The organism is Bacillus sp. FSL M8-0077 (genome assembly GCF_038050255.1).
In the GTDB taxonomy this organism is placed as follows: domain Bacteria; phylum Bacillota; class Bacilli; order Bacillales; family Bacillaceae; genus Bacillus; species Bacillus altitudinis.
Map to the genome: position 1 here is coordinate 738,579 of NZ_JBBPAF010000001.1, position 20,737 is coordinate 759,315.

The following is a 20,737-nucleotide window of genomic DNA, read 5'->3' on the forward strand; positions in this document are numbered from 1 at the left end:
GCTAGACAGACTGCTCTGTGCCTAAGAACATGGGCACTTCACTTGTCTGGCCGTTTTCTTGTCTAAAAATAATATGTTTTTCGTTAAAATGAATAGGTGATTCAATTCCAGCTGCTGCGCATAAATTAAACAAACCTTCTCTAAGGGACAGGATATAATTGCAGACTCGGTATTTCTTTTCTTCAATGGATAAACCTTTTTGCAGCTTTGGATCTGTGGTGGCAACCCCAACAGGGCATTTATTCGTGTGGCATACTTGCGCCCGAATACAGCCAACCGAGAACATCAATCCTCGTGCGATATTCACAAAATCTGCTCCCATGGAAAGGGCAATTGCGATTTTATCAGGGGAGAGAAGTTTACCAGACGCAAACAACTTGAGTTGATCTCGAACCCCATATTTCTTCAAAATTTGATGGACCATCGGCAGTGCGGTGAAAATGGGCAGGCCTGCGGAATCAGCCAGTTCATGAAAGGAAGCACCTGTGCCGCCCTCTCCGCCATCCACTGTAATGAAATCAGGATGTTTTCCGCTTTTTTTCATATAGAGAGCAAGCTCCTCGAGATCTTCTTTATGTCCAACAACTAGCTTGATTCCAACTGGTTTTCCGCCGATGTTTCGTAGTTGTTCAATAAAATCAAACATGTCAGGAATCGAGTGAAACATCTCGAACCGGTTCGGACTGTCAATGGATTGGTGCGGCGGCAGTTTACGGATTTGGGCAATTTCTTCTGTGACTTTTTCACCGTCAATGTGTCCCCCGCGTGTTTTCGCTCCTTGTGCTAGCTTGAGTTCAAAGGCTTTTACTTCATCATGTTCACTTTTTTTCTTAAACTCTTCAAACGAAAATGCGCCATCCTCCGTTCGAACCCCAAATAAACCAGGCCCAATCTGGCAAATGATATCGGCGCCCCCTTTGAGATGGTAAGGCGAAAGCCCGCCTTCACCTGTGTTCATCCATGTGCCGCCCGCCATTTTTAAGCCGGAGGATAGAGCAGTAATCGCCCGGTCGCCTAAGGAGCCGTAGCTCATGGCTGATTGACCAATCAATCCCTTGACGCGGAAGGGTTTTTGGCATGTATGTTCACCAATGATTTGTACATCTTCTTCATGGAGATAATAAGGTTTTGCTTCAACTTCTTTCGTATGTTCACTTCTTCTAAGTAAATTATCTTGATCAATTTGATACACTTTTGTTTGAATGTTTTCTGATTGGTCGATGCGCAATTCATCTCGCTGCTTTGGAAAGAGGACGTTTCGAATGTAATAACCTGGCTTGTCAAAATCACGTTTTGAACCAAATCCCATTGTCCGGCTGTTGTATTTTCCAGACATGACGGCCTGCTCGTATTCTCTTCTTGAAAAAGGAAGTTCCTCTCGATCATTGAGAAAGAGATATTGGCGAAGCTCAGGTCCTATTTTTTCAAAAATGAACCGCAATTTTCCAATGACCGGATAATTCCGCAGGACGGAGTGTTCTTCTTGTTTTTCATCTCTCATCCAAATCCATAGTAATAGCACGACAGGTACGATCAAACAAATCACAATAAGTGCGCCTATGACAATGAAAGTCGTTGTCATCCATATCCCCTCTTTTCTCTTTCATTGTTGTTGTTATTCCACTTTTCGGTCAAAGAGAAACCACATGGCAGGAATAACATACTGTGACGTTTAGAAATGAAAAGGCAGGGTAACTTAAAATTAAGATCAAAAGGGGAGGGAACAAACATGAATAAGCGTCCAAATACGTATGTACTTGCTGGATTAGGAGTTGGAGGTGCTGTGTTATTAGCGGTTAAAAATAAACAGCATCTGAAAAAATGGATCAGCATGTTCCGATCAGATGAAAAGGTTCCTGAAAAAGCTGGTCACCCTGATCCGTTAGATATTCAAGACAACAAGATGGTCGATGAAGGGGCCATGACATCTGTTCATTATTTTAATGAAGTGAGACAATAGCTTTAAAAAACCGTTTTGAATCAATCAAAACGGTTTTTTCTTGTCTTTCTTTTGACATGATATCTAAGAGAATCGACAATGGTAAAACCAATCAGTCCATTGTGATCAGGCGTCGAGAATTGAAATTCAATGCCCGATAAATGATAGGTTGAGAGAACTTCCTGATCCGTAAAACGTAACGAAAGCTCGTCCTCATAAACGGGTGTGTGCTTCAACACCTTGGCTTCTTCTGCAAATAACTCCAGCCCAGCCACTCGGTCCTCTTTGTCGATGTCTACGTTCACACATTCATTGACGTCTAATTCAATGGTTTCTTTAATTGTCCCGATTCGAGGCGGGATGAGATAGATGTATCCGATGTTGATCGTTTGATCATATGTGATGGTTCTTTTCAAATCATTCACCTGCTTGGTCGATAGTAAAATGTTCCTTTCATGTATAATATCATGTGATGAGATGAAGTAGCTCTCATTTCAGTTCAGTATCGATCTATTGATCTCCCTCAGCGCCTCTTGAATCATTCACCTCGCCTAAAGTGAAAATCGACTATTTTCAAAAGAATGAAACTTTTAGCTGAAGGAGGTTACCCATTTTTTGCGGTGTCTGATTTTGTTATAATATTTAAATGGAATGAAACGAATGGAGGAACGTTTTTCATGTATGATGTTACCGAGTGGAAGCATGTCTTTAAACTCGATCCAAATAAAGAGATTTCCGATGAACAACTTGAAGCGATTTGTGAATCTGGTACGGATGCCATTTTAATTGGCGGCAGTGACAACGTGACAGAAGACAACGTGCTGCAACTGATGTCAAAGGTGCGCCGCTTTCTTGTGCCATGTGTCCTTGAAATCTCGACACATGAGATGATTGTGCCTGGCTTTGACCTGTATTTTATCCCCACTGTGTTAAACAGCGCTCATCCAGATTGGATTGTTGGTCTGCATAAGGATGCGATGAAGGAATACGGTGATTTGATGTCAATGGAAGAGATTGTGCCGGAAGGATATGTCATCTTAAACGAAGAGTGTAAAGCGGCTAAGCTGACAGAGGCAAATACGGCACTGGATATAGATGACGTAAGGGCTTATGCGAGAGTGGCAGAGCACTTGATGAAACTGCCCATCTTCTATTTAGAATACAGCGGAACGCTTGGAGATATAGAGCTTGTGAAAGAAACAAAAGCAGTGCTACATGAAACGGTTCTATTTTATGGCGGCGGTATTGAAAGCGAAGAGCAGGCGAAAGACTTTGCGCAGCATGCAGACGTTGTCGTCGTGGGAAACGTCATTTATGACAATTTTAAAGAAGCGTTAAAGACAGTCGACGCAGTGAAAAAGTCATCATAGTCAAACAAGACGAAACGGGTTAAAATAGAACATAAGTTCGAATTGGCGGTGAATGAAATGAATGAAATATCGAATCATCTATTAGAAGGGCTGAATGACGCGCAGAAAGAAGCGGTCAAAGCAACAGATGGTCCGCTGCTGCTAATGGCAGGAGCAGGTAGTGGAAAAACACGGGTGCTCACACATCGAATTGCGTACTTAATGGCAGAAAAGCATGTGGCGCCGTGGAACATTTTAGCGATTACCTTTACAAATAAAGCAGCAAGAGAAATGCGTGAGCGTGTACAAGCCATTTTAGGGCCTGGTGCGGATGACATTTGGATCTCTACGTTCCACAGCATGTGTGTGCGCATTTTACGACGCGATATTGACCGTATTGGTGTGAATCGCAACTTTTCTATATTAGACACATCTGATCAGCTTTCAGTTATTAAAAATATTTTAAAAGAACGAAATATCGATCCTAAAAAGTTTGATCCACGTAGCATTTTAGGTTCAATCAGTAGTGCAAAAAATGAACTCATTGACGCAGAGGAATACGCTAAAACAGCTGGTGATTTCTATGATCAAGTGGTCAGCGACGTCTACACAGATTATCAAAAACGATTACTCAAGAACCAATCACTCGATTTTGATGATCTTATTATGATGACGATTCGTCTGTTTGAGCGCATCCCTGAAGTATTAGAACACTATCAGCGAAAATTCCAATACATTCATGTCGATGAGTATCAGGATACAAACAGAGCGCAGTACATGCTTGTGAAATTGCTCGCGCAGCGTTTTCAAAATATATGTGTGGTTGGTGACTCGGATCAGTCCATCTACCGCTGGCGTGGAGCGGATATTACAAACATTCTTTCCTTTGAAAAAGATTATCCGTCCAGTGAAGTGATTTTGCTTGAGCAAAATTACAGATCGACTAAACGTATTCTGAATGCCGCAAACACGGTCATTCAAAACAATTCAAACCGTAAGCCTAAAAACCTTTGGACAGAAAATGACGAAGGAGCGAAGATTGCCTATTACCGCGCAGATAATGAATTCGGTGAAGGTCAATTTGTCGCTGGCAAGATTCGTCAGCTCCATCAGAGCGGCAAGCGTAAATTATCTGATTTTGCGATCCTCTATCGAACGAACGCTCAATCACGTGTCATAGAGGAAACGTTAATGAAGGCGAATATTCAATACAACATCGTCGGCGGTACGAAGTTCTATGACAGAAAAGAGATTAAGGACATTTTGGCTTACTTACGCCTTGTGGCAAATCCAGATGACGACATTAGTTTTGCACGAATTGTTAACGTACCAAAGCGCGGAATCGGTGCAACATCTGTTGATAAAATCGCGGCATATGCGGAGATGAATGATCTGTCTATGTTTGAAGCACTTGGTCAGGTAGATTTCATTGGACTCAGTGCAAGAGCTGCCAATGCACTTGATGAGTTCAAACAGCTCATTGATCAAATGACAAATATGCAGGATTATTTATCTGTCACAGAATTAACGGAAGAGATCCTAGAGAAAACAGGCTATCGTGAAGCACTGAAGATCGAAAAAACGATTGAAGCACAAAGCCGTTTAGAAAATATTGACGAGTTTCTATCGGTCACTAAAAACTTTGAAGAACAAAATGAAGATAAATCACTTGTCACCTTCCTGACAGACCTCGCCCTCGTCGCAGACATTGATAAGCTGGATGAGGCTGAGGAAGAAGATCAGGATGCGGTCATTTTAATGACGCTTCACGCAGCAAAAGGACTTGAATTCCCCGTTGTGTTCTTAATGGGAATGGAGGAAGGTGTCTTCCCGCACAGTCGTTCATTAATGGAAGATGCCGAGATGGAAGAAGAGCGCCGTCTCGCTTATGTAGGCATCACACGGGCCGAAGAAGAGCTTTATTTATCAAGTGCGAAGATGAGAACGTTATTCGGCCGGACGAACATGAATCTGGAATCACGATTTATCAGAGAAATACCAGCTGATTTATTGGACAACCTAAATGAGAAAAAAGAAACGAAAACACCGTTTGGCCAAACGAGAGAAAGACCGCAAAGACGAGGGCCTGTCTCACGTCCACAAACGCAAACCATTCAAAACACAGGCGGCGGCAGCATTGGCTGGGCTGTCGGTGATAAAGCCGCTCATAAAAAATGGGGCGTTGGCACGGTTGTGAGTGTAAAAGGTAGTGGAGATAGTACAGAGCTTGATATTGCCTTCCCAAGCCCTACAGGCATTAAGCGTCTCCTTGCCGCATTTGCGCCAATCGAAAAGCAATAAACTGATAGGACTGACAAAACGGATGAAGTGAAAGGAAGAAGCAGATGGATAAAGAAGCAGCGAAACGCCGGATCGAGGAACTACACCAGATTTTGAATCAATACAACTACGAATATCACACACTGGATCGTCCAAGTGTTCCTGACGCTGAATATGATGCGCGGATGCGTGAGCTGATCTCTCTGGAGGAAGAACACCCTGATTTAAAAGCAGCGGATTCACCCTCGCAAAGAGTAGGAGGTGCTGTTTTAGACGCCTTCCAAAAAGTACGTCACGGTACACCGATGCTCAGTCTCGGCAATGCGTTTCATGAACAGGACCTTCTTGATTTTGACCGCCGGGTTCGTCAAGCAGTCGGTGACGACGTCGCTTACAATGTCGAGCTGAAAATTGACGGACTCGCTGTTTCTCTCCGTTATGAAAATGGCGTGTTTGTCCGTGGTGCCACGCGGGGTGATGGGACAACAGGTGAGGATATTACCCAGAATCTCAAAACCATTCGTTCCATCCCGCTCAAAATCAATCGGCCTCTGTCGATTGAAGTGAGAGGCGAGGCATTTATGCCAAAACCTTCTTTTGAAGCCCTTAACGAAAAAAGATTACAAAACGAAGAAGAGCCGTTTGCGAACCCGCGTAATGCGGCTGCTGGCTCACTTCGTCAGCTCGATACGAAAATTGCAGCGAAACGAAACCTTGATATTTTCGTCTACAGTATAGCGGAGCTTGATGAAATTGGTGTTGAAACGCAAAGCGCAGGACTTGATCTTCTCGATGAGCTTGGCTTTAAAACGAACAAAGAAAGACGGATGTGCCAAACCATTGAAGAAGTGATCGACCTCATTGAAACACTGAAAACAAAGCGTGCTGATTTCTCATACGAAATCGATGGCATTGTCATTAAAGTCAATTCATTGGCTCAGCAAGAAGAACTAGGCTTCACAGCAAAAAGTCCACGCTGGGCAGTTGCGTACAAATTTCCGGCCGAAGAAGTCGTGACGAAGCTGATTGACATTGAACTAAGTGTGGGGCGTACTGGCGTCATCACACCAACAGCGATTCTTGAGCCTGTAAAAGTGGCAGGAACGACAGTGCAGCGTGCTTCTCTTCATAATGAAGATTTGATCAAAGAGAAGGATATCCGCCTTTTTGATCAAGTGATTGTTAAAAAAGCGGGCGATATTATCCCAGAGGTTGCAGGTGTCCTTCTTGATCAACGAACAGGAGAAGAAAAGCCGTTTCACATGCCGACTGAATGTCCAGAGTGTCATAGTGAGCTGGTCAGAATTGAAGGAGAAGTGGCGCTTCGGTGCATCAATCCCGAATGCCCTGCCCAAATACGTGAAGGACTCATTCACTTTGTGTCTCGTAATGCGATGAATATTGATGGGCTAGGGGAGCGAGTCATTACACAACTTTTCAAAGAACAGCTTGTCTCTCGTGTATCAGACCTGTACCGTTTAACAAAAGAAGAGTTGATTCAGCTAGAACGAATGGGCGAAAAATCAGTCGATAATTTACTGCGTTCGATCGAGCAATCGAAAGAAAACTCTCTTGAACGGTTATTATTTGGACTCGGTATTCGATTTATTGGTTCTAAAGCGGCGAAGACATTGGCCATGCACTTTGAGGATATCGATCAGTTAAAACAAGCAACGAAAGAGCAATTACTTGAAGTAGATGAAATTGGTGAAAAAATGGCCGATGCAGTCGTCACGTACTTTGAGAAAGAAGAAATACTTGATTTGCTAAATGAACTAAAAGAACTTGGGGTCAATATGACCTACACAGGGCCAAAACCGGTGAAAGTAGAAGAAAGTGATTCCTACTTTGCAGGAAAAACCATTGTGTTGACGGGGAAATTAGAAGAAATGTCGCGAAATGATGCAAAGGCAGCGATCGAAGCATTAGGCGGCAAGTTAGCAGGTAGCGTAAGTAAAAAAACAGACTTAGTCATTGCCGGCGAAGCAGCTGGAAGTAAGCTGACAAAGGCAGAAGAACTCAATATTGAAATTTGGGACGAAGCCAAAATGCTCGAGGAGCTAAAGAAATAAGAGGAGTGTTTTCTATTGAAAAAGTTGCTATTGCTGCTGACAATGCTCACACTGGTATTGTCAGCGTGTGCACCTTTTGGGGGAAAGGATGAGGAAGAGGTCACACAAAAAACGGATGAAACGAAAGAAACAGCGATCATCCCAATGTACAACATCTCTGATTCCTATTACAAAATGGTGCTGCCGTTTAAACAAGGAGCGGCAAGAGGACTAACAGCAGAGCGTCTCAATACACGCTTAGACATTGATGAATTTGAAACAGGACTCATGCGCCTGGCAACAGAATCATTCAATACAAACGATTATCTGTTCCAAGAAGGACAGCATTTAGATGAAGATACTGTTCTCAGCTGGCTTGCCCGCAAAAAAACAGGCAGTGATCTGAAAAAAGCTGAAAAAGAAGACAAAGACTTTAAGAACTTAGGCTTAAACCCTGCTCTTCCAAACTCAGGTTCAACAAAGTCAAAAAATGAAAATAGTCCAATCTACTTAGCTTCCATGCTAGAGCATAATTACTTAATCAGAAAAGATAAAAATAGCTTACAGCTTGGCGGGGTTGTCATCGGTCTTGCGCTTAACTCTGTCTATTATTATCGCGAAAATATCGGAGATCCTCAGCAAGAGGTGACCATCGATTCATCGAAAAATTCAAAGAAACTTTTAGCAGAGGGCGAAAAAATCGCAGAACAAGTCATCAAACGACTTCGTCAAATGGATGGTCTGCAAAAAGTCCCAGTCATGATTGCTCTTTATAAACAAGCACCAAAATCATCTATTGTTCCAGGAAACTTCATCGCTAAAACCGATGTAAAAGCAGGATCTTCTGATATTGGCAGTTGGGATACGATTAAAGAAGAGAATGTCTTCTTCCCTTCAGATAATGCCAAGAGCAGCTATAAAGATGATTCAGAGCGATTTGACCGCTTCAAGACAAAGGTAGAAGACTACTTCCCGAATTACACAGGTGTGGTAGGCAAAGGTTTCTATAAAAACGGGAACTTGCAAAAAATGAAAGTAGAAATTCCAATGCAATTCTACGGAAAAACAGAAGTCGTGGCATTCACGCAATACTTAACAGGTGAAGTCATGGATTACTATAAGAGCACCAATATAGAAATCAACATCACCTCTTCTGATCAGCAAGAAGCCCTCATCACAAAAAATGCTGAAGACAAAGAACCAACTGTTCATATATATGACTAAATAAAAACCGCCTTTTGTCTTCTTTTCAGCGTGATAGAAAACTTTTGCAGTCTAGGAAGGACGAGTACTGGAGCGGAGCGAATTTGACATTCGTGAGCACCAGCACGCAGGACTGCGGGCGAATGCGAGGGTTTGTCTACACACTGAAACCGCCTTTTGGCGGTTTTTTATTTCTAATTAGAGGAATTTTTCAACTTTTGTCAAAGTATGTGAGGAAACCAAAAGGAAAGGCAGGTATGTTGATGCTCGTATAAATGCTGATTACCGTCATGTATAAGTAAAAAGACGATAAAAGGAGAATCAGCATGCATAAAGAAGTAAAAGCACGATACGATGAACAAATGGTCTTAAAGAAAGCGGCTCTACTCTATCATTTTCAGCCAGAACAGGTCACATTTCTAGCCGATGCAGAAAATTATGTGTATGAATATACGGATGAAAAAGGGTCGAGTTATATATTGAAAATTACCCATACCATTCGCCGCTCTCGCACATATATTTTAGGAGAAATGGACTGGATTCGGTATTTATCTCAACATGGAATCTCAGTAGCTAAACCGGTTTTATCCGCAAGAGGAAAAGATGTTGAAGCGATTCCCGATCAAGCAGGAGGCGCTTTTTTGCTGAGAGTGTACGAAAAGGCGCCCGGCAGAAAAGTGACCGAAGCAGATTGGAATGGACAGTTGTTTCAAGCGTTAGGAGCCTATACAGGGCGTATGCATCAAACGACTAAACAATATCAAGTGAAAGATCCTCGCTATAAGCGTCAAGAGTGGTATGAAGAGGAGCAATTAAAGCTTGAAACATATATTCCTTCTGATCAAACGGTTGTGTTACAGCGAAAAGATGAACTGATGCAAAAGCTTCACCAGCTCCGAATATCCAAGGATGTCTATGGACTGGTGCATGCGGATTTACATCACGGGAACTTCCACTATCATCAGGGAGAAATCATTGCATTTGATTTTGATGATTGTGGATATCACTGGTTTATCAACGATATAAGCATTTTGCTATACAACGTTCTTTGGTATCCGGTGATTCCGTATGAGGATAAAGCTGCATTTACGGCTGAATTTATGAGCCATTTTCTCAAAGGCTATCGACAGGAGAATGAGCTTGATGACGCATGGCTGGCGACAATACCAGATTTCCTTATGCTGCGTCATATGCTTATTTATGGGCTTTTACATCAAGCATTTGATCTCCGAACACTAAGCGCTGACGAAAGCGCCATGCTGGCGTGTTTTCGAAAGGAGATTGAGGACAAAACCCCAATTACGCCTTTTGACTTTCATCAGCTAACAACATAAATCAAAAGCCCCTTGCTGTTTGACATAGCAAGGGGCATTTTATCTTACACCGTATCACACTTCACACCAACAACGCCTTCTAAATCTTTAATATCAAAGTACACATCGGTTGTATAGCGGTCTTTATGTACGCGAACACGTACTTCCATGATCGGATAGTCCTTTTCCTTTAAATCATCAATACGTACAGAATGAATACGAATATTGAGTGCTTTCATTTCTTTTAAAATCTCTGTCATGCGGTTTCGATCAGAAAGTGACATTCTGATGCGGATTTCTTTTTCCTGTAAGCGAATCGGTCCAATCCGCTGGAAGAGCCAAGGTAAAAATTCCACACTGACGAGAATAAAGAAAAGACTGAGGAAGGCTTCTTTATAAAAACCTGCACCTGTTGCAACCCCAAGTCCTGCTGCTCCCCAGATCATCGCAGAAGTCGTAAGACCTGAGATGACGTCATTGCTTTTGCGAAGAATCACACCTGCTCCAATAAAACCAACACCAGATATAATTTGCGCCGGTAACCTGAGCGGGTCCATTTGAAGCTTAGAGACTCGAGGGAAATTGTAGGCTGCATCAATGCTGATGATGGTTAATACGCAGGAGCTGACAGCAATGACAATACACGTTTTCAGCCCAAGCGGCTTTTTCTTAAGTTCGCGTTCAAGGCCGATGATCAAACCGATTAAGGTGGCAACGGCTAATTTTAAGACTGTATCCCATTCAATTGTCCAAAACATGCGTATCGCTCCTTTCACTTCATGTACGTTTCACATCATGTATATGATCTTCTCACAGCCCATATGGCTGCACAACTTCTATTTTATTCAGAAATGGGAGAAAGAAAAGCATTTTATTTAAAAATAAAGAGAGTCATCCGCATAATGCAGATGACTCCTCATGTCTGGTTATTTTGTTTCTTCTTCGAGATGGTCTTCCATTTTGTTAAATAGCTTTTTAGAAGCTGTAGACGGTTTATTTGTTAAGAGGCTGACAATAATAGCAGTCAAACCACTTAAAATAAATCCAGGAACCATTTCGTACAAGCCAGTAGCATTATTCAAGCCTGTTGAAATCCAAACGAGAACGACAACAGCCCCAACAACCATTCCAGCTAAAGCGCCGTGATGATTCATTCGCTTCCAGTATAGACATAACAAGATGACGGGACCGAATGAAGATCCAAATCCAGCCCAAGCATATCCGACAAGGTCAAGAATGGTATCACTTGGGTTTAGAGAGAGACAAAGAGCAATAATGGCAACGACTAGTACAGACATACGTCCAATCATGACAAGCTCTTTGTCAGAAGCTTTTCTTCTAAAGAACGTACGGTATAAATCCTCTGTCATTGCACTTGCAGTAACAAGCAGCTGAGAAGAAATTGAACTCATAATCGCAGCTAAAATGGCAGAAAGTAAAAATCCAGTAATATACGGATGGAATAACACTTTAGAAAACACAATAAAGATGGTTTCTGGGTCTGCCAAAGTGGTGCTTGTTTCATGAACATACGCCACGCCGACTAAACCGACAGATAGTGAACCAATGACAGACACAATCATCCAGCTCATACCGATACGACGTGCTGGCTTTAAATCTTTAACAGTCGTAATCGCCATAAAGCGAACAATAATGTGCGGCTGTCCAAAGTAACCGAGTCCCCAAGCGAGGAAGGAAATAATGCCAATGACGCTCGTTCCTCTAAAAATATCAAGCAATTTAGGATCAATCTGTTGAATATCATTGAATGTGGCAACAGGTCCACCTAATTGAGTAAAGGCAACGATCGGCACGAGCACTAATGCTAAAAACATAATAGCTCCTTGAACAAAATCAGTTAAACTAACTGCCAAAAAGCCGCCGAATAGTGTGTACAAAATGACGATACTAGAAGTTAAGATTAAACCAAACATATAATCAGCACCAAATGCTGATTCAAATAAGCGTCCGCCTGATACCATACCTGATGAGGTGTAAAGCGTAAAGAAAATCATAATGATGACAGCTGAGACAGCTTTCAATAAAGTAGATGAGTCTTTAAACCGTTTGTCAAAAAAGTCTGGAATGGTAATCGCATCATCAGCAACTTCTGTATACGATCTCAATCGTGGCGCAAGGAATAAATAGTTTAAATAAGCCCCACTAATTAAACCAACAGCAAGCCATCCAGATGAAAGACCAGTTGTATACATAGCGCCTGGGAGCCCCATCAGCATCCATCCACTCATATCGGATGCACCAGCAGAGAGTGCGGTGACATAAGGACCTAATCCGCGTCCGCCTAACATATAGTCATTCAAGTCATTTGTTTTTCTAAATGCATACCAGCCAATAGCCAGCATTCCAATAAAATAAATAGATAAAGAAATTCCAATTTCAATACTCATGTTTCCATATCACCTTTTTCGTATTAATTTGACATCACCTCAATCAAAATATACAAAGAACAGCCTATTGATTGTCTGCTCACTGCTATGGTTACTTAACCTATCAGAGTATTCCCGAGTGATCAACCTTCTTAAACCTCCTAATGATAAAAGAAAATGCGTGTATCAGTGATAAGAATCTATATGGAAGCGCTTACAAAATTAATTCAAAGAAAAAATTTTCTGAAAAATGAAAGTCACCTTGATGAATATGTTGGACACTGGATGCATCACAATGACATATCAAGGGACAAAGCCTTTCTAGGCGTCCTCGTAAAGTTGCTTTAGAACAGTAAAATTTGATATGATAAAGTGTATATGACTTATGATCATGACCACGAACACGTATCATTTTGGAGGTGAACCTGCATGTCAAGAATTTCAATAGAAGAAGTAAAGCATGTTGCGCATTTGGCACGGCTTGCGATTACAGAAGAAGAAGCTGAGATGTTTACAGAACAGCTTGATAGCATCATTTCATTTGCAGAGCAGTTAAACGAGGTAGATACGGAAAACGTTGAACCAACAACACACGTATTAAAAATGAAAAACGTCATGAGAGAAGATGTTCCGAATAAAGGTCTTTCCATTGAGGCAGTCATCAAAAATGCGCCTGATCATAAAGACGGCTATATTCGTGTGCCATCAATTTTGGACTAAAGGAGGCCTGAGGCATGTCACTGTTTGACCACAAAATTTCTGAATTAAAAGAGCTTTTACATAAAAAGGAACTGTCTGTTTCTGATTTAGTGGACGAGTCTTATAAACGAATCCATGAAGTAGACGGGAAAGTACAAGCATTCCTAGCGCTGGACGAAGAGAAAGCACGTGCGTACGCAAAAGAATTGGACGAGGCCGTTGGTGAAAAGGACGAGCTTGGTCTATTGTTCGGTATGCCGATCGGTGTCAAAGATAACATCGTGACGAAAGATTTACGTACAACGGCATCAAGTAAAATCTTGCAAAACTTCGATCCTATTTACGATGCAACCGTTGTGAACCGCTTAAGAGAAGCGGAAGCTGTCACAATCGGTAAATTAAACATGGACGAATTTGCGATGGGATCTTCTACGGAGAACTCAGGCTTCAAAGCAACGAAAAACCCGTGGAATTTAAACACGGTTCCAGGTGGGTCAAGTGGTGGCTCAGCAGCATCTGTTGCAGCTGGAGAAGTACCATTCTCTCTTGGATCAGATACAGGCGGCTCCATTCGCCAGCCAGCATCATTCTGTGGTGTTGTGGGTCTTAAACCAACGTATGGCCGTGTATCTAGATACGGTTTAATCGCATTTGCTTCTTCATTAGATCAAATTGGGCCGATTACGCGTAATGTGGAGGACAATGCATATGTTCTTCAAGCGATTTCTGGTGTTGATCAAATGGACGCAACGAGTGCAAATGTCGATGTCCCAGATTTTCTTTCTTCATTAACTGGCGACATCAAAGGCTTGAAAATCGCTGTACCAAAAGAATATCTTGGCGAAGGTGTTGGCGAAGAAGCAAAAGAGTCTGTTCTTCAAGCGTTGAAAGTATTAGAAGGACTTGGTGCGACATGGGAAGAAGTGTCTCTTCCGCATTCTAAATATGCGCTTGCGACTTACTACTTGCTTTCATCTTCAGAAGCATCTGCCAACCTTGCTCGTTTTGACGGTATTCGCTATGGCTACCGTACAGACAATGCAGACAACCTGATTGATTTATATAAAAATACCCGTTCTGAAGGCTTTGGAGACGAAGTCAAACGCCGCATCATGCTTGGCACATTCGCTCTAAGCTCAGGATATTACGATGCATACTATAAAAAAGCGCAAAAAGTCCGTACGCTGATCAAAAAAGACTTTGAAGATGTTTTTGAAAAGTATGATGTCATTGTAGGACCAACAACACCAACTCCTGCATTTAACATTGGTGAAAAGACAAGCGATCCACTGACGATGTATGCAAACGACATTTTAACGATCCCTGTTAACCTTGCAGGCGTTCCAGGAATCAGTGTGCCTTGTGGATTTGCAAATGGTCTTCCGTTAGGACTGCAAATCATCGGTAAACACTTTGATGAAGGAACCGTTTACCGCGTGGCTCACGCTTTCGAACAAGCAACAGATCATCATAAAGCAAAACCTGAACTGTAAGGGGTGAATCAGAATGAACTTTGAAACGGTAATTGGACTTGAAGTCCACGTAGAGCTCAAAACACAATCAAAAATTTTCTCAAGCTCACCGACGCCTTTTGGTGCGGCTGCCAATACGCAAACAAGTGTCATCGATCTTGGTTATCCTGGCGTACTGCCTGTGTTGAACAAAGAAGCGGTGAACTTTGCGATGAAAGCGGCAATGGCACTGAACTGTGAGATTGCAACTGATACAAAATTTGACCGTAAAAACTATTTCTATCCTGATAACCCAAAGGCGTATCAAATTTCTCAATTTGATAAACCGATCGGTGAAAATGGCTGGATTGAAATTGAAGTAGACGGCAAAACAAAACGAATTGGTATTACACGTCTTCATTTGGAAGAGGATGCAGGAAAACTGACGCACACAGGCGACGGTTATTCACTCGTCGATTTCAACCGTCAAGGTACACCACTTGTTGAAATCGTATCTGAGCCTGACATTCGTACGCCAGAAGAAGCGTATGCTTACTTAGAAAAATTAAAATCCATTATTCAATATACAGGCGTCTCTGACTGTAAGATGGAAGAAGGCTCACTGCGCTGTGATGCCAACATTTCTCTTCGTCCGATTGGCCGTGAAGAGTTTGGAACGAAAACAGAGCTCAAGAACTTGAACTCATTCGCATTCGTTCAAAAAGGTCTTGAGTTCGAAGAAAAACGTCAAGAGCAAGTATTGCTTTCTGGCGGCTTGATCGAACAAGAAACTCGCCGCTATGATGAAGCGTCTAAAAAGACGATCCTGATGCGTGTCAAAGAAGGCTCTGATGATTATCGCTACTTCCCAGAACCAGATTTGGTGGAGCTTTACATTGATGACGAGTGGAAAGAACGTGTAAGAGCATCGATTCCAGAGCTTCCAGACGAGCGCCGCAAACGCTACATTGATGAACTTGGACTTCCTGCATATGACGCAATGGTACTGACGCTGACAAAAGAAATGTCTGATTTCTTTGAAGCGACCATTTCAGAGGGTGCTGAAGCGAAGCAAGCATCAAACTGGCTCATGGGTGAAGTATCTGCCTACTTAAACTCGGCTCAAAAAGAGCTGGAAGATACGAAGCTAACGCCGCAAGGACTGGCTGGCATGATCAAGCTCATCGAAAAAGGAACGATTTCTTCTAAAATTGCCAAAAAGGTATTCAAAGAGCTTATTGAAAATGGGGGCGACGCAGAAACAATCGTCAAAGAAAAAGGACTTGTCCAAATTTCTGACGAAGGTGCACTGCTCAAACTTGTCACAGAAGCACTTGATAACAACCCGCAATCCATTGAAGACTTCAAAAATGGGAAAGACCGTGCGATTGGTTTCTTAGTCGGACAAATCATGAAAGCATCGAAGGGACAAGCAAACCCGCCGATGGTCAACAAGATTCTTCTCGAAGAAATCAAAAAACGATAAATCGCAAAAACCGCCTCATGGAAGAGGCGGTTTTTAAATTGTTGACAAAGGGCTAAAATAAACTTTATTTTAGCCCTTTGTCTTCTTTTTCAGTGTGATAGAAAACCTTTGAAGTCTAGGAAGGGCGAGCACCGGAGCGCAGAACTGCGGGCGAATGCGAGGGTTTGCCTATACGCTGAAACCGTCTCATGGAAGATGAGGTTTTTTTGTTGATTGACATGACAGGGTCTTATCATAGATCAGACCATCGCCGTATATCAATTCATTGGTTCTTTTTTTATAATGAAGCATAAGCTTTAGCACATATTCAAAGGGGATAAAGGTGAACTAAAGTGAACATCGCCACGTATTGTCATTGGAGGAATAGCTTCAATTGTTCCACAGCTCTTTGGACAGCGGAGTCCTCACACGTTTCTAAATTTGTCAGCATCCCTTGAATGACCGGCTTGCGAGGCTCATCTTTGGCCAATTCTTCTTCAATAACTTCAATGGATACAAGGGTATCATCCGAAAGCAGATGCTCAGATTTTAACAATCGAAGCTCTTCTTGAAGAGTAGCGGCATTTGGCGCTTCATCATCCCAAATGTTTTGCTTTAGAATCGGCTTCGCATGAGAACGGAGAAGCCCATGCACCAAATCATCAAATCGGTCGAGAATAAAGGATGAGAGCTCATCACATGATAATTGCATCTGATCTTGTAAAAGCAGTACCTGCACATAAGATTGGATGATTCCTTGAATCATGACTGACAGGTCAGTTATATATGGTTCGATCTCCTGTCCATACGTGGTCAAAATAGAAATTTGGATTTCATCATTCATCTGCTTTTTAACCGTTTTGGAATACTTTTTAATTTGCTGGTTTTCCGGAATAATGTTCTCGCTGAGGATCAAAATGATAAAATCCTTGTTCTCAGCAAAGTGCTGGAACTGTTGAGCGATTTGTTTCTGAAAGATATCTCTAGGCGCAAGATGCTGATTTTCTTTTCGAATCTTTTCAATACTTTGCATAGACGTGTCGATATAATATTCAAACGCTCTGTTGAAAAGCTGTTCTTTTGATTTGAAATGCAAATAAAATGCACCTTTAGAAATTCCGCATTCATCTGCAATTTCCTGAATGGTCGTAGAAGAAAAACCTTTTTTCGCAAACAATTGAATGCTTGCTTTAATGATTTTTTCTTTTTTTTCGTTCATGAAATAAGGCCCCTTCAGCTTTAGAATGTTACGTCAAACGCAAGTGAAATGGTTGACGGCATTGTATATCACCGTTTATTATGATATAGAATGACCAGTCAGTCAATACATAAAGGAAAATGGAGGACATAATGAATTCGATCATCAATTTTGTATTAAAGAACAAGTTCGCTGTATGGCTCATGACGATTATCGTAACAGTTGCTGGTCTATATGCCGGATTGAATATGAAACAAGAATCAATCCCGAATATCAACACTCCAGTCATTACGGTTTCTACAACGTATCCTGGCGCAACGCCGGACGAAGTATCAGATAAGGTGACAGATCCAATTGAGAAGTCGATACAAAACCTAAATGGAGTGAGTGTCGTCACTTCCAATTCATATGAAAATGCGTCATCCATTCAAATTGAATATGACTATAGCAAAGACATGGATGAGGCGAAAAAAGAAATTGAAGATGCGATTAGCAATATCAACTTCCCAGAAAATGCGGAACAACCAAAAATCGCACGTTTCACCATTAACGCCATTCCAATTTTAGCACTCAGTGTGTCTGGCGATAAAGAATCCTTACAGGAATTAACTGAAAAAGTTGAAAATGATTTGATCCCTGCACTCAAAGGTCTCGATGGAATCTCATCTGTAGATGCATCTGGTCAACAAATCAAAGAAGTGCAATTCTCATTTAAACAAAAGAAACTCGAAGAATACGGTTTAGATGAAGAAACCGTTCAAAACATCATCAAAGGTTCCGATGTAAACCTGCCACTTGGTTTATACACATTTGACAACAAGCAAAAATCGGTTGTCGTGGACGGTAACATTTTAAGCGTGAAAGACTTGAAAAATATGCGTATTCCTGTGACAGGAGGGGCCGGTAATGCCTCTGGCGGAATAGGAAATACAGGTGCAGTTGGAAGTGCTGAGCAACAAGCAGCAGCGGGCAGTCAGTCTGTAGAGCTCCCAACAGTGAAGTTATCTGAAATAGCCAATATCAAAGTAGTAAAAGAAGCAGAATCAATCTCAAAAACTAACGGTAAAAATAGTATCGGACTTCAAATTATGAAGGGCTCTGATGCAAATACAGTTAGTGTTGCAGAAGAAGTCACAAAAGAACTAGACAAATTTAAAAAAGACAACGATGGAATGAACATAAGTTCAACTTATGATCAGGCAGAGCCAATCAAAGAATCTGTCAGCACAATGCTGAATAAAGCAATCATTGGTGCCATTTTCGCCGTTATTATTATTCTCTTGTTCCTTCGTGACATCAGATCAACATTGATCTCGGTCATCTCGATCCCGTTATCACTGTTAATTGCTATCTTAATTTTAAATCAGCTCGATATTACACTGAACATTATGACCCTTGGCGCGATGACCGTTGCAATTGGTCGTGTCGTGGATGACTCCATTGTCGTCATAGAAAACATATACAGACGAATGGCACTCAAAGATGAACCGTTACGAGGAAAAGCCCTTGTACGAGAAGCAACGAAAGAAATGTTCTTGCCAATTATGTCTTCAACGATAGTCACAATTGCCGTGTTCTTGCCATTAGCACTTGTTGGTGGCATGATCGGTGAATTATTTATCCCATTTGCATTAACAATTGTGTTTGCATTACTTGCATCACTTCTTATAGCCGTTACGATCGTTCCAATGATGGCACACAGCTTGTTTAAGAAAAACTTGTATGGCGATAGAAAAGAGCTCAAAGAACACAAGCCAAGCAAGCTAGCACTTGGCTACAGACGTGTGTTGAACTGGACATTAAATCATAAATGGATTACGTCTGGAATTGCCGTTCTTATGCTTGTCGGAAGCTTATTCTTAGCACCACTTGTTGGCGTTAGCTTCTTGCCACAGGAAAGTGAAAAAACAGCAATAATCACGTACACACCTGAGCCTGGACAAACAAGAGAACAGGCTGAAGATGAAGCGAAGAAAGCAGAAGAATACTTAATGAAACGTGAGCATGTCGATACAGTTCAATATTCATTAGGTACATCAAATGCTCTGATAGAAAATGCTGGCGGAACTTCAAATGGTGCGCTCTTCTTTGTTAAATATGAAGATGACACACCGAACTTTGAACAAGAAAAAGAAAAAATCAGCAAAGATATTCAAAAAAATGCATCTCAAGGTGAATGGAAGTTACAAGATTTCTCATCTGGCGGTACGAGCAATTCTGTCACTTACTATGTGTATGGTGATACAGCAAGTGACATTGAAGGTACAGTAAACGATGTAGAAAAGATTTTAAAAGATGAGAAGAACTTGAAAAACGTGAGCACAAGCTTGGCTGATAAATACGATGAATACACATTTAACGCAGACCAAGAGAAGCTTGCTAAACTAGGCCTTACAGCTTCCCAAATCGCACAAGAGATTGCACATCAAAGCAGCGAAATCACTTTAACGAAGGTGACAGAGGGCGGCACAGAAATTGATGTGAAGCTTCAAACAGATAAAGACGAATACAAGAGTAAGAAAGATTTAGAAGATAAAAAAATCACGACACCTACAGGGCAAGAAATCCGAATCGGAGATGTAGTGAAGGTCAAAGAAGGAACAACGGCAAATACAATCACGAAACGTGACGGTAAAATCTACGCTGAAGTATCCGGAGATATTACAACGGACAACGTAGCGAGTGTCACACAAGACGTACAGAAAAAGGTCGACAAGCTTGACTTGAAATCTGGTGTAACTATTGATTCAGGCGGTGTGAGCGCAGATATTCAGGAATCCTTCACACAGTTAGGGATTGCGATGCTAGCTGCCATTGCCATTGTGTATCTGGTATTAGTTATCACATTCGGTGGAGGGCTTGCACCATTTGCGATCCTGTTCTCACTACCATTCACAGTCATTGGTGCCTTGGTCGGATTGTTTGTAGCGAAAGAAACGATCAGCTTAAACGCAATGATTGGCTTGCTGATGCTGATAGGAATCGTCGTAACAAATGCCGTTGTCTTAATTGACCGAGTCATTAATAAAGAGAAAGAAGGACTCTCAACAAGAGAGGCATTACTGGAAGCTGGTACAATAAGAGTACGTCCAATCTTAATGACGGCACTTGCGACAATTGGGGCACTTCTTCCATTAGCATTAGGATTTGAAGGCGGAAGCCAAATTGTTTCAAAAGGCCTTGGCGTCACAGTCATTGGTGGTCTGGCAAGTTCAACATTGCTGACATTGGTTATCGTACCAATCGTATATGAAATGTTAAGCAAATTTAAACGCAAAAAGAAATATGTAGAAGAAGATTGAGATGAAGCCCCGCTTTGATGGAACTGACCCCATAATATGAGACAAATAAAAAACACCTTCAAGTTTGAAAACGGATCGTTGTGAACCGAAATAAAACATG

General features: G+C 41.7%; 15 protein-coding genes. 10 read left to right on the plus strand and 5 right to left on the minus strand.

Going from position 1 to position 20,737, the window contains the following annotated elements; translation table 11 throughout:
• Position 1 precedes the first annotated feature (1 nt).
• A complete protein-coding gene (locus tag NST57_RS03680; RefSeq protein WP_341298068.1) occupies positions 2-1,582 on the minus strand; it encodes an FMN-binding glutamate synthase family protein in 1,581 nt (526 codons plus the stop codon).
• Positions 1,583-1,729: 147 nt separating this feature from the next.
• Between NST57_RS03680 and NST57_RS03685 the strand changes: the two genes are divergently transcribed.
• On the plus strand, positions 1,730-1,960 hold the full coding sequence (locus NST57_RS03685; RefSeq protein ID WP_019743748.1) for a hypothetical protein: 231 nt from the start codon (positions 1,730-1,732) through the stop codon (positions 1,958-1,960).
• Between the two features lie 20 nt (positions 1,961-1,980).
• Here NST57_RS03685 and NST57_RS03690 read toward each other — a convergent pair whose 3' ends face one another.
• Positions 1,981-2,355: a DUF2283 domain-containing protein gene (locus NST57_RS03690; RefSeq protein WP_341298069.1), complete on the minus strand. Its 375-nt coding sequence runs from the start codon at positions 2,353-2,355 to the stop codon at positions 1,981-1,983.
• Between the two features lie 261 nt (positions 2,356-2,616).
• Between NST57_RS03690 and NST57_RS03695 the strand changes: the two genes are divergently transcribed.
• From NST57_RS03695 to NST57_RS03715, 5 genes are all read left to right on the plus strand, one after another.
• The gene (locus NST57_RS03695; RefSeq protein WP_008344257.1) at positions 2,617-3,309 is read left to right on the plus strand and encodes a heptaprenylglyceryl phosphate synthase; all 693 of its coding nucleotides are present in this window, start codon (positions 2,617-2,619) and stop codon (positions 3,307-3,309) included.
• Positions 3,310-3,366: 57 nt separating this feature from the next.
• A complete protein-coding gene (gene pcrA / locus NST57_RS03700; RefSeq protein WP_017366764.1) occupies positions 3,367-5,589 on the plus strand; it encodes a DNA helicase PcrA in 2,223 nt (740 codons plus the stop codon).
• A gap of 44 nt (positions 5,590-5,633) precedes the next feature.
• Complete coding sequence (ligA, locus tag NST57_RS03705; protein ID WP_341298070.1) at positions 5,634-7,640, plus strand: NAD-dependent DNA ligase LigA; 2,007 nt, start codon at positions 5,634-5,636, stop codon at positions 7,638-7,640.
• 15 nt (positions 7,641-7,655) lie between these two features.
• Positions 7,656-8,843, plus strand: a complete 1,188-nt coding sequence (locus NST57_RS03710) for a CamS family sex pheromone protein (protein WP_445818779.1) — start codon at positions 7,656-7,658, stop codon at positions 8,841-8,843.
• 305 nt (positions 8,844-9,148) lie between these two features.
• Positions 9,149-10,156, plus strand: coding sequence for a phosphotransferase enzyme family protein (locus NST57_RS03715; RefSeq protein WP_341298071.1), 1,008 nt, complete (start codon positions 9,149-9,151; stop codon positions 10,154-10,156).
• A gap of 44 nt (positions 10,157-10,200) precedes the next feature.
• On the opposite strand, the gene NST57_RS03720 is transcribed toward NST57_RS03715, so the two are convergent.
• The gene (locus NST57_RS03720; protein WP_008344247.1) at positions 10,201-10,893 is read right to left on the minus strand and encodes an MgtC/SapB family protein; all 693 of its coding nucleotides are present in this window, start codon (positions 10,891-10,893) and stop codon (positions 10,201-10,203) included.
• Positions 10,894-11,061: 168 nt separating this feature from the next.
• Positions 11,062-12,543: a sodium/proline symporter PutP gene (putP, locus tag NST57_RS03725; protein WP_142154291.1), complete on the minus strand. Its 1,482-nt coding sequence runs from the start codon at positions 12,541-12,543 to the stop codon at positions 11,062-11,064.
• 408 nt (positions 12,544-12,951) lie between these two features.
• Here putP and gatC point away from each other — a divergent pair, with 408 nt between their 5' ends.
• The 3 genes from gatC to gatB are packed head-to-tail and all read left to right on the plus strand — an operon-like array spanning position 12,952 to position 16,158.
• Positions 12,952-13,242 carry an Asp-tRNA(Asn)/Glu-tRNA(Gln) amidotransferase subunit GatC gene (gatC, locus tag NST57_RS03730; RefSeq protein ID WP_003213898.1) on the plus strand — a complete coding sequence of 97 codons (291 nt, stop codon included), beginning with the start codon at positions 12,952-12,954 and terminating at the stop codon, positions 13,240-13,242.
• 14 nt (positions 13,243-13,256) lie between these two features.
• Positions 13,257-14,714, plus strand: a complete 1,458-nt coding sequence (gatA, locus tag NST57_RS03735) for an Asp-tRNA(Asn)/Glu-tRNA(Gln) amidotransferase subunit GatA (protein WP_007496857.1) — start codon at positions 13,257-13,259, stop codon at positions 14,712-14,714.
• Between the two features lie 13 nt (positions 14,715-14,727).
• A complete protein-coding gene (gatB, locus tag NST57_RS03740; protein ID WP_007496855.1) occupies positions 14,728-16,158 on the plus strand; it encodes an Asp-tRNA(Asn)/Glu-tRNA(Gln) amidotransferase subunit GatB in 1,431 nt (476 codons plus the stop codon).
• A gap of 352 nt (positions 16,159-16,510) precedes the next feature.
• Here the strand turns inward: gatB and NST57_RS03745 are convergent, their stop codons facing one another.
• The gene (locus NST57_RS03745; protein ID WP_008344236.1) at positions 16,511-17,356 is read right to left on the minus strand and encodes a TetR/AcrR family transcriptional regulator; all 846 of its coding nucleotides are present in this window, start codon (positions 17,354-17,356) and stop codon (positions 16,511-16,513) included.
• 131 nt (positions 17,357-17,487) lie between these two features.
• Between NST57_RS03745 and NST57_RS03750 the strand changes: the two genes are divergently transcribed.
• The gene (locus NST57_RS03750; protein ID WP_341298072.1) at positions 17,488-20,637 is read left to right on the plus strand and encodes an efflux RND transporter permease subunit; all 3,150 of its coding nucleotides are present in this window, start codon (positions 17,488-17,490) and stop codon (positions 20,635-20,637) included.
• The last annotated feature ends 100 nt before the right edge of the window (positions 20,638-20,737 follow it).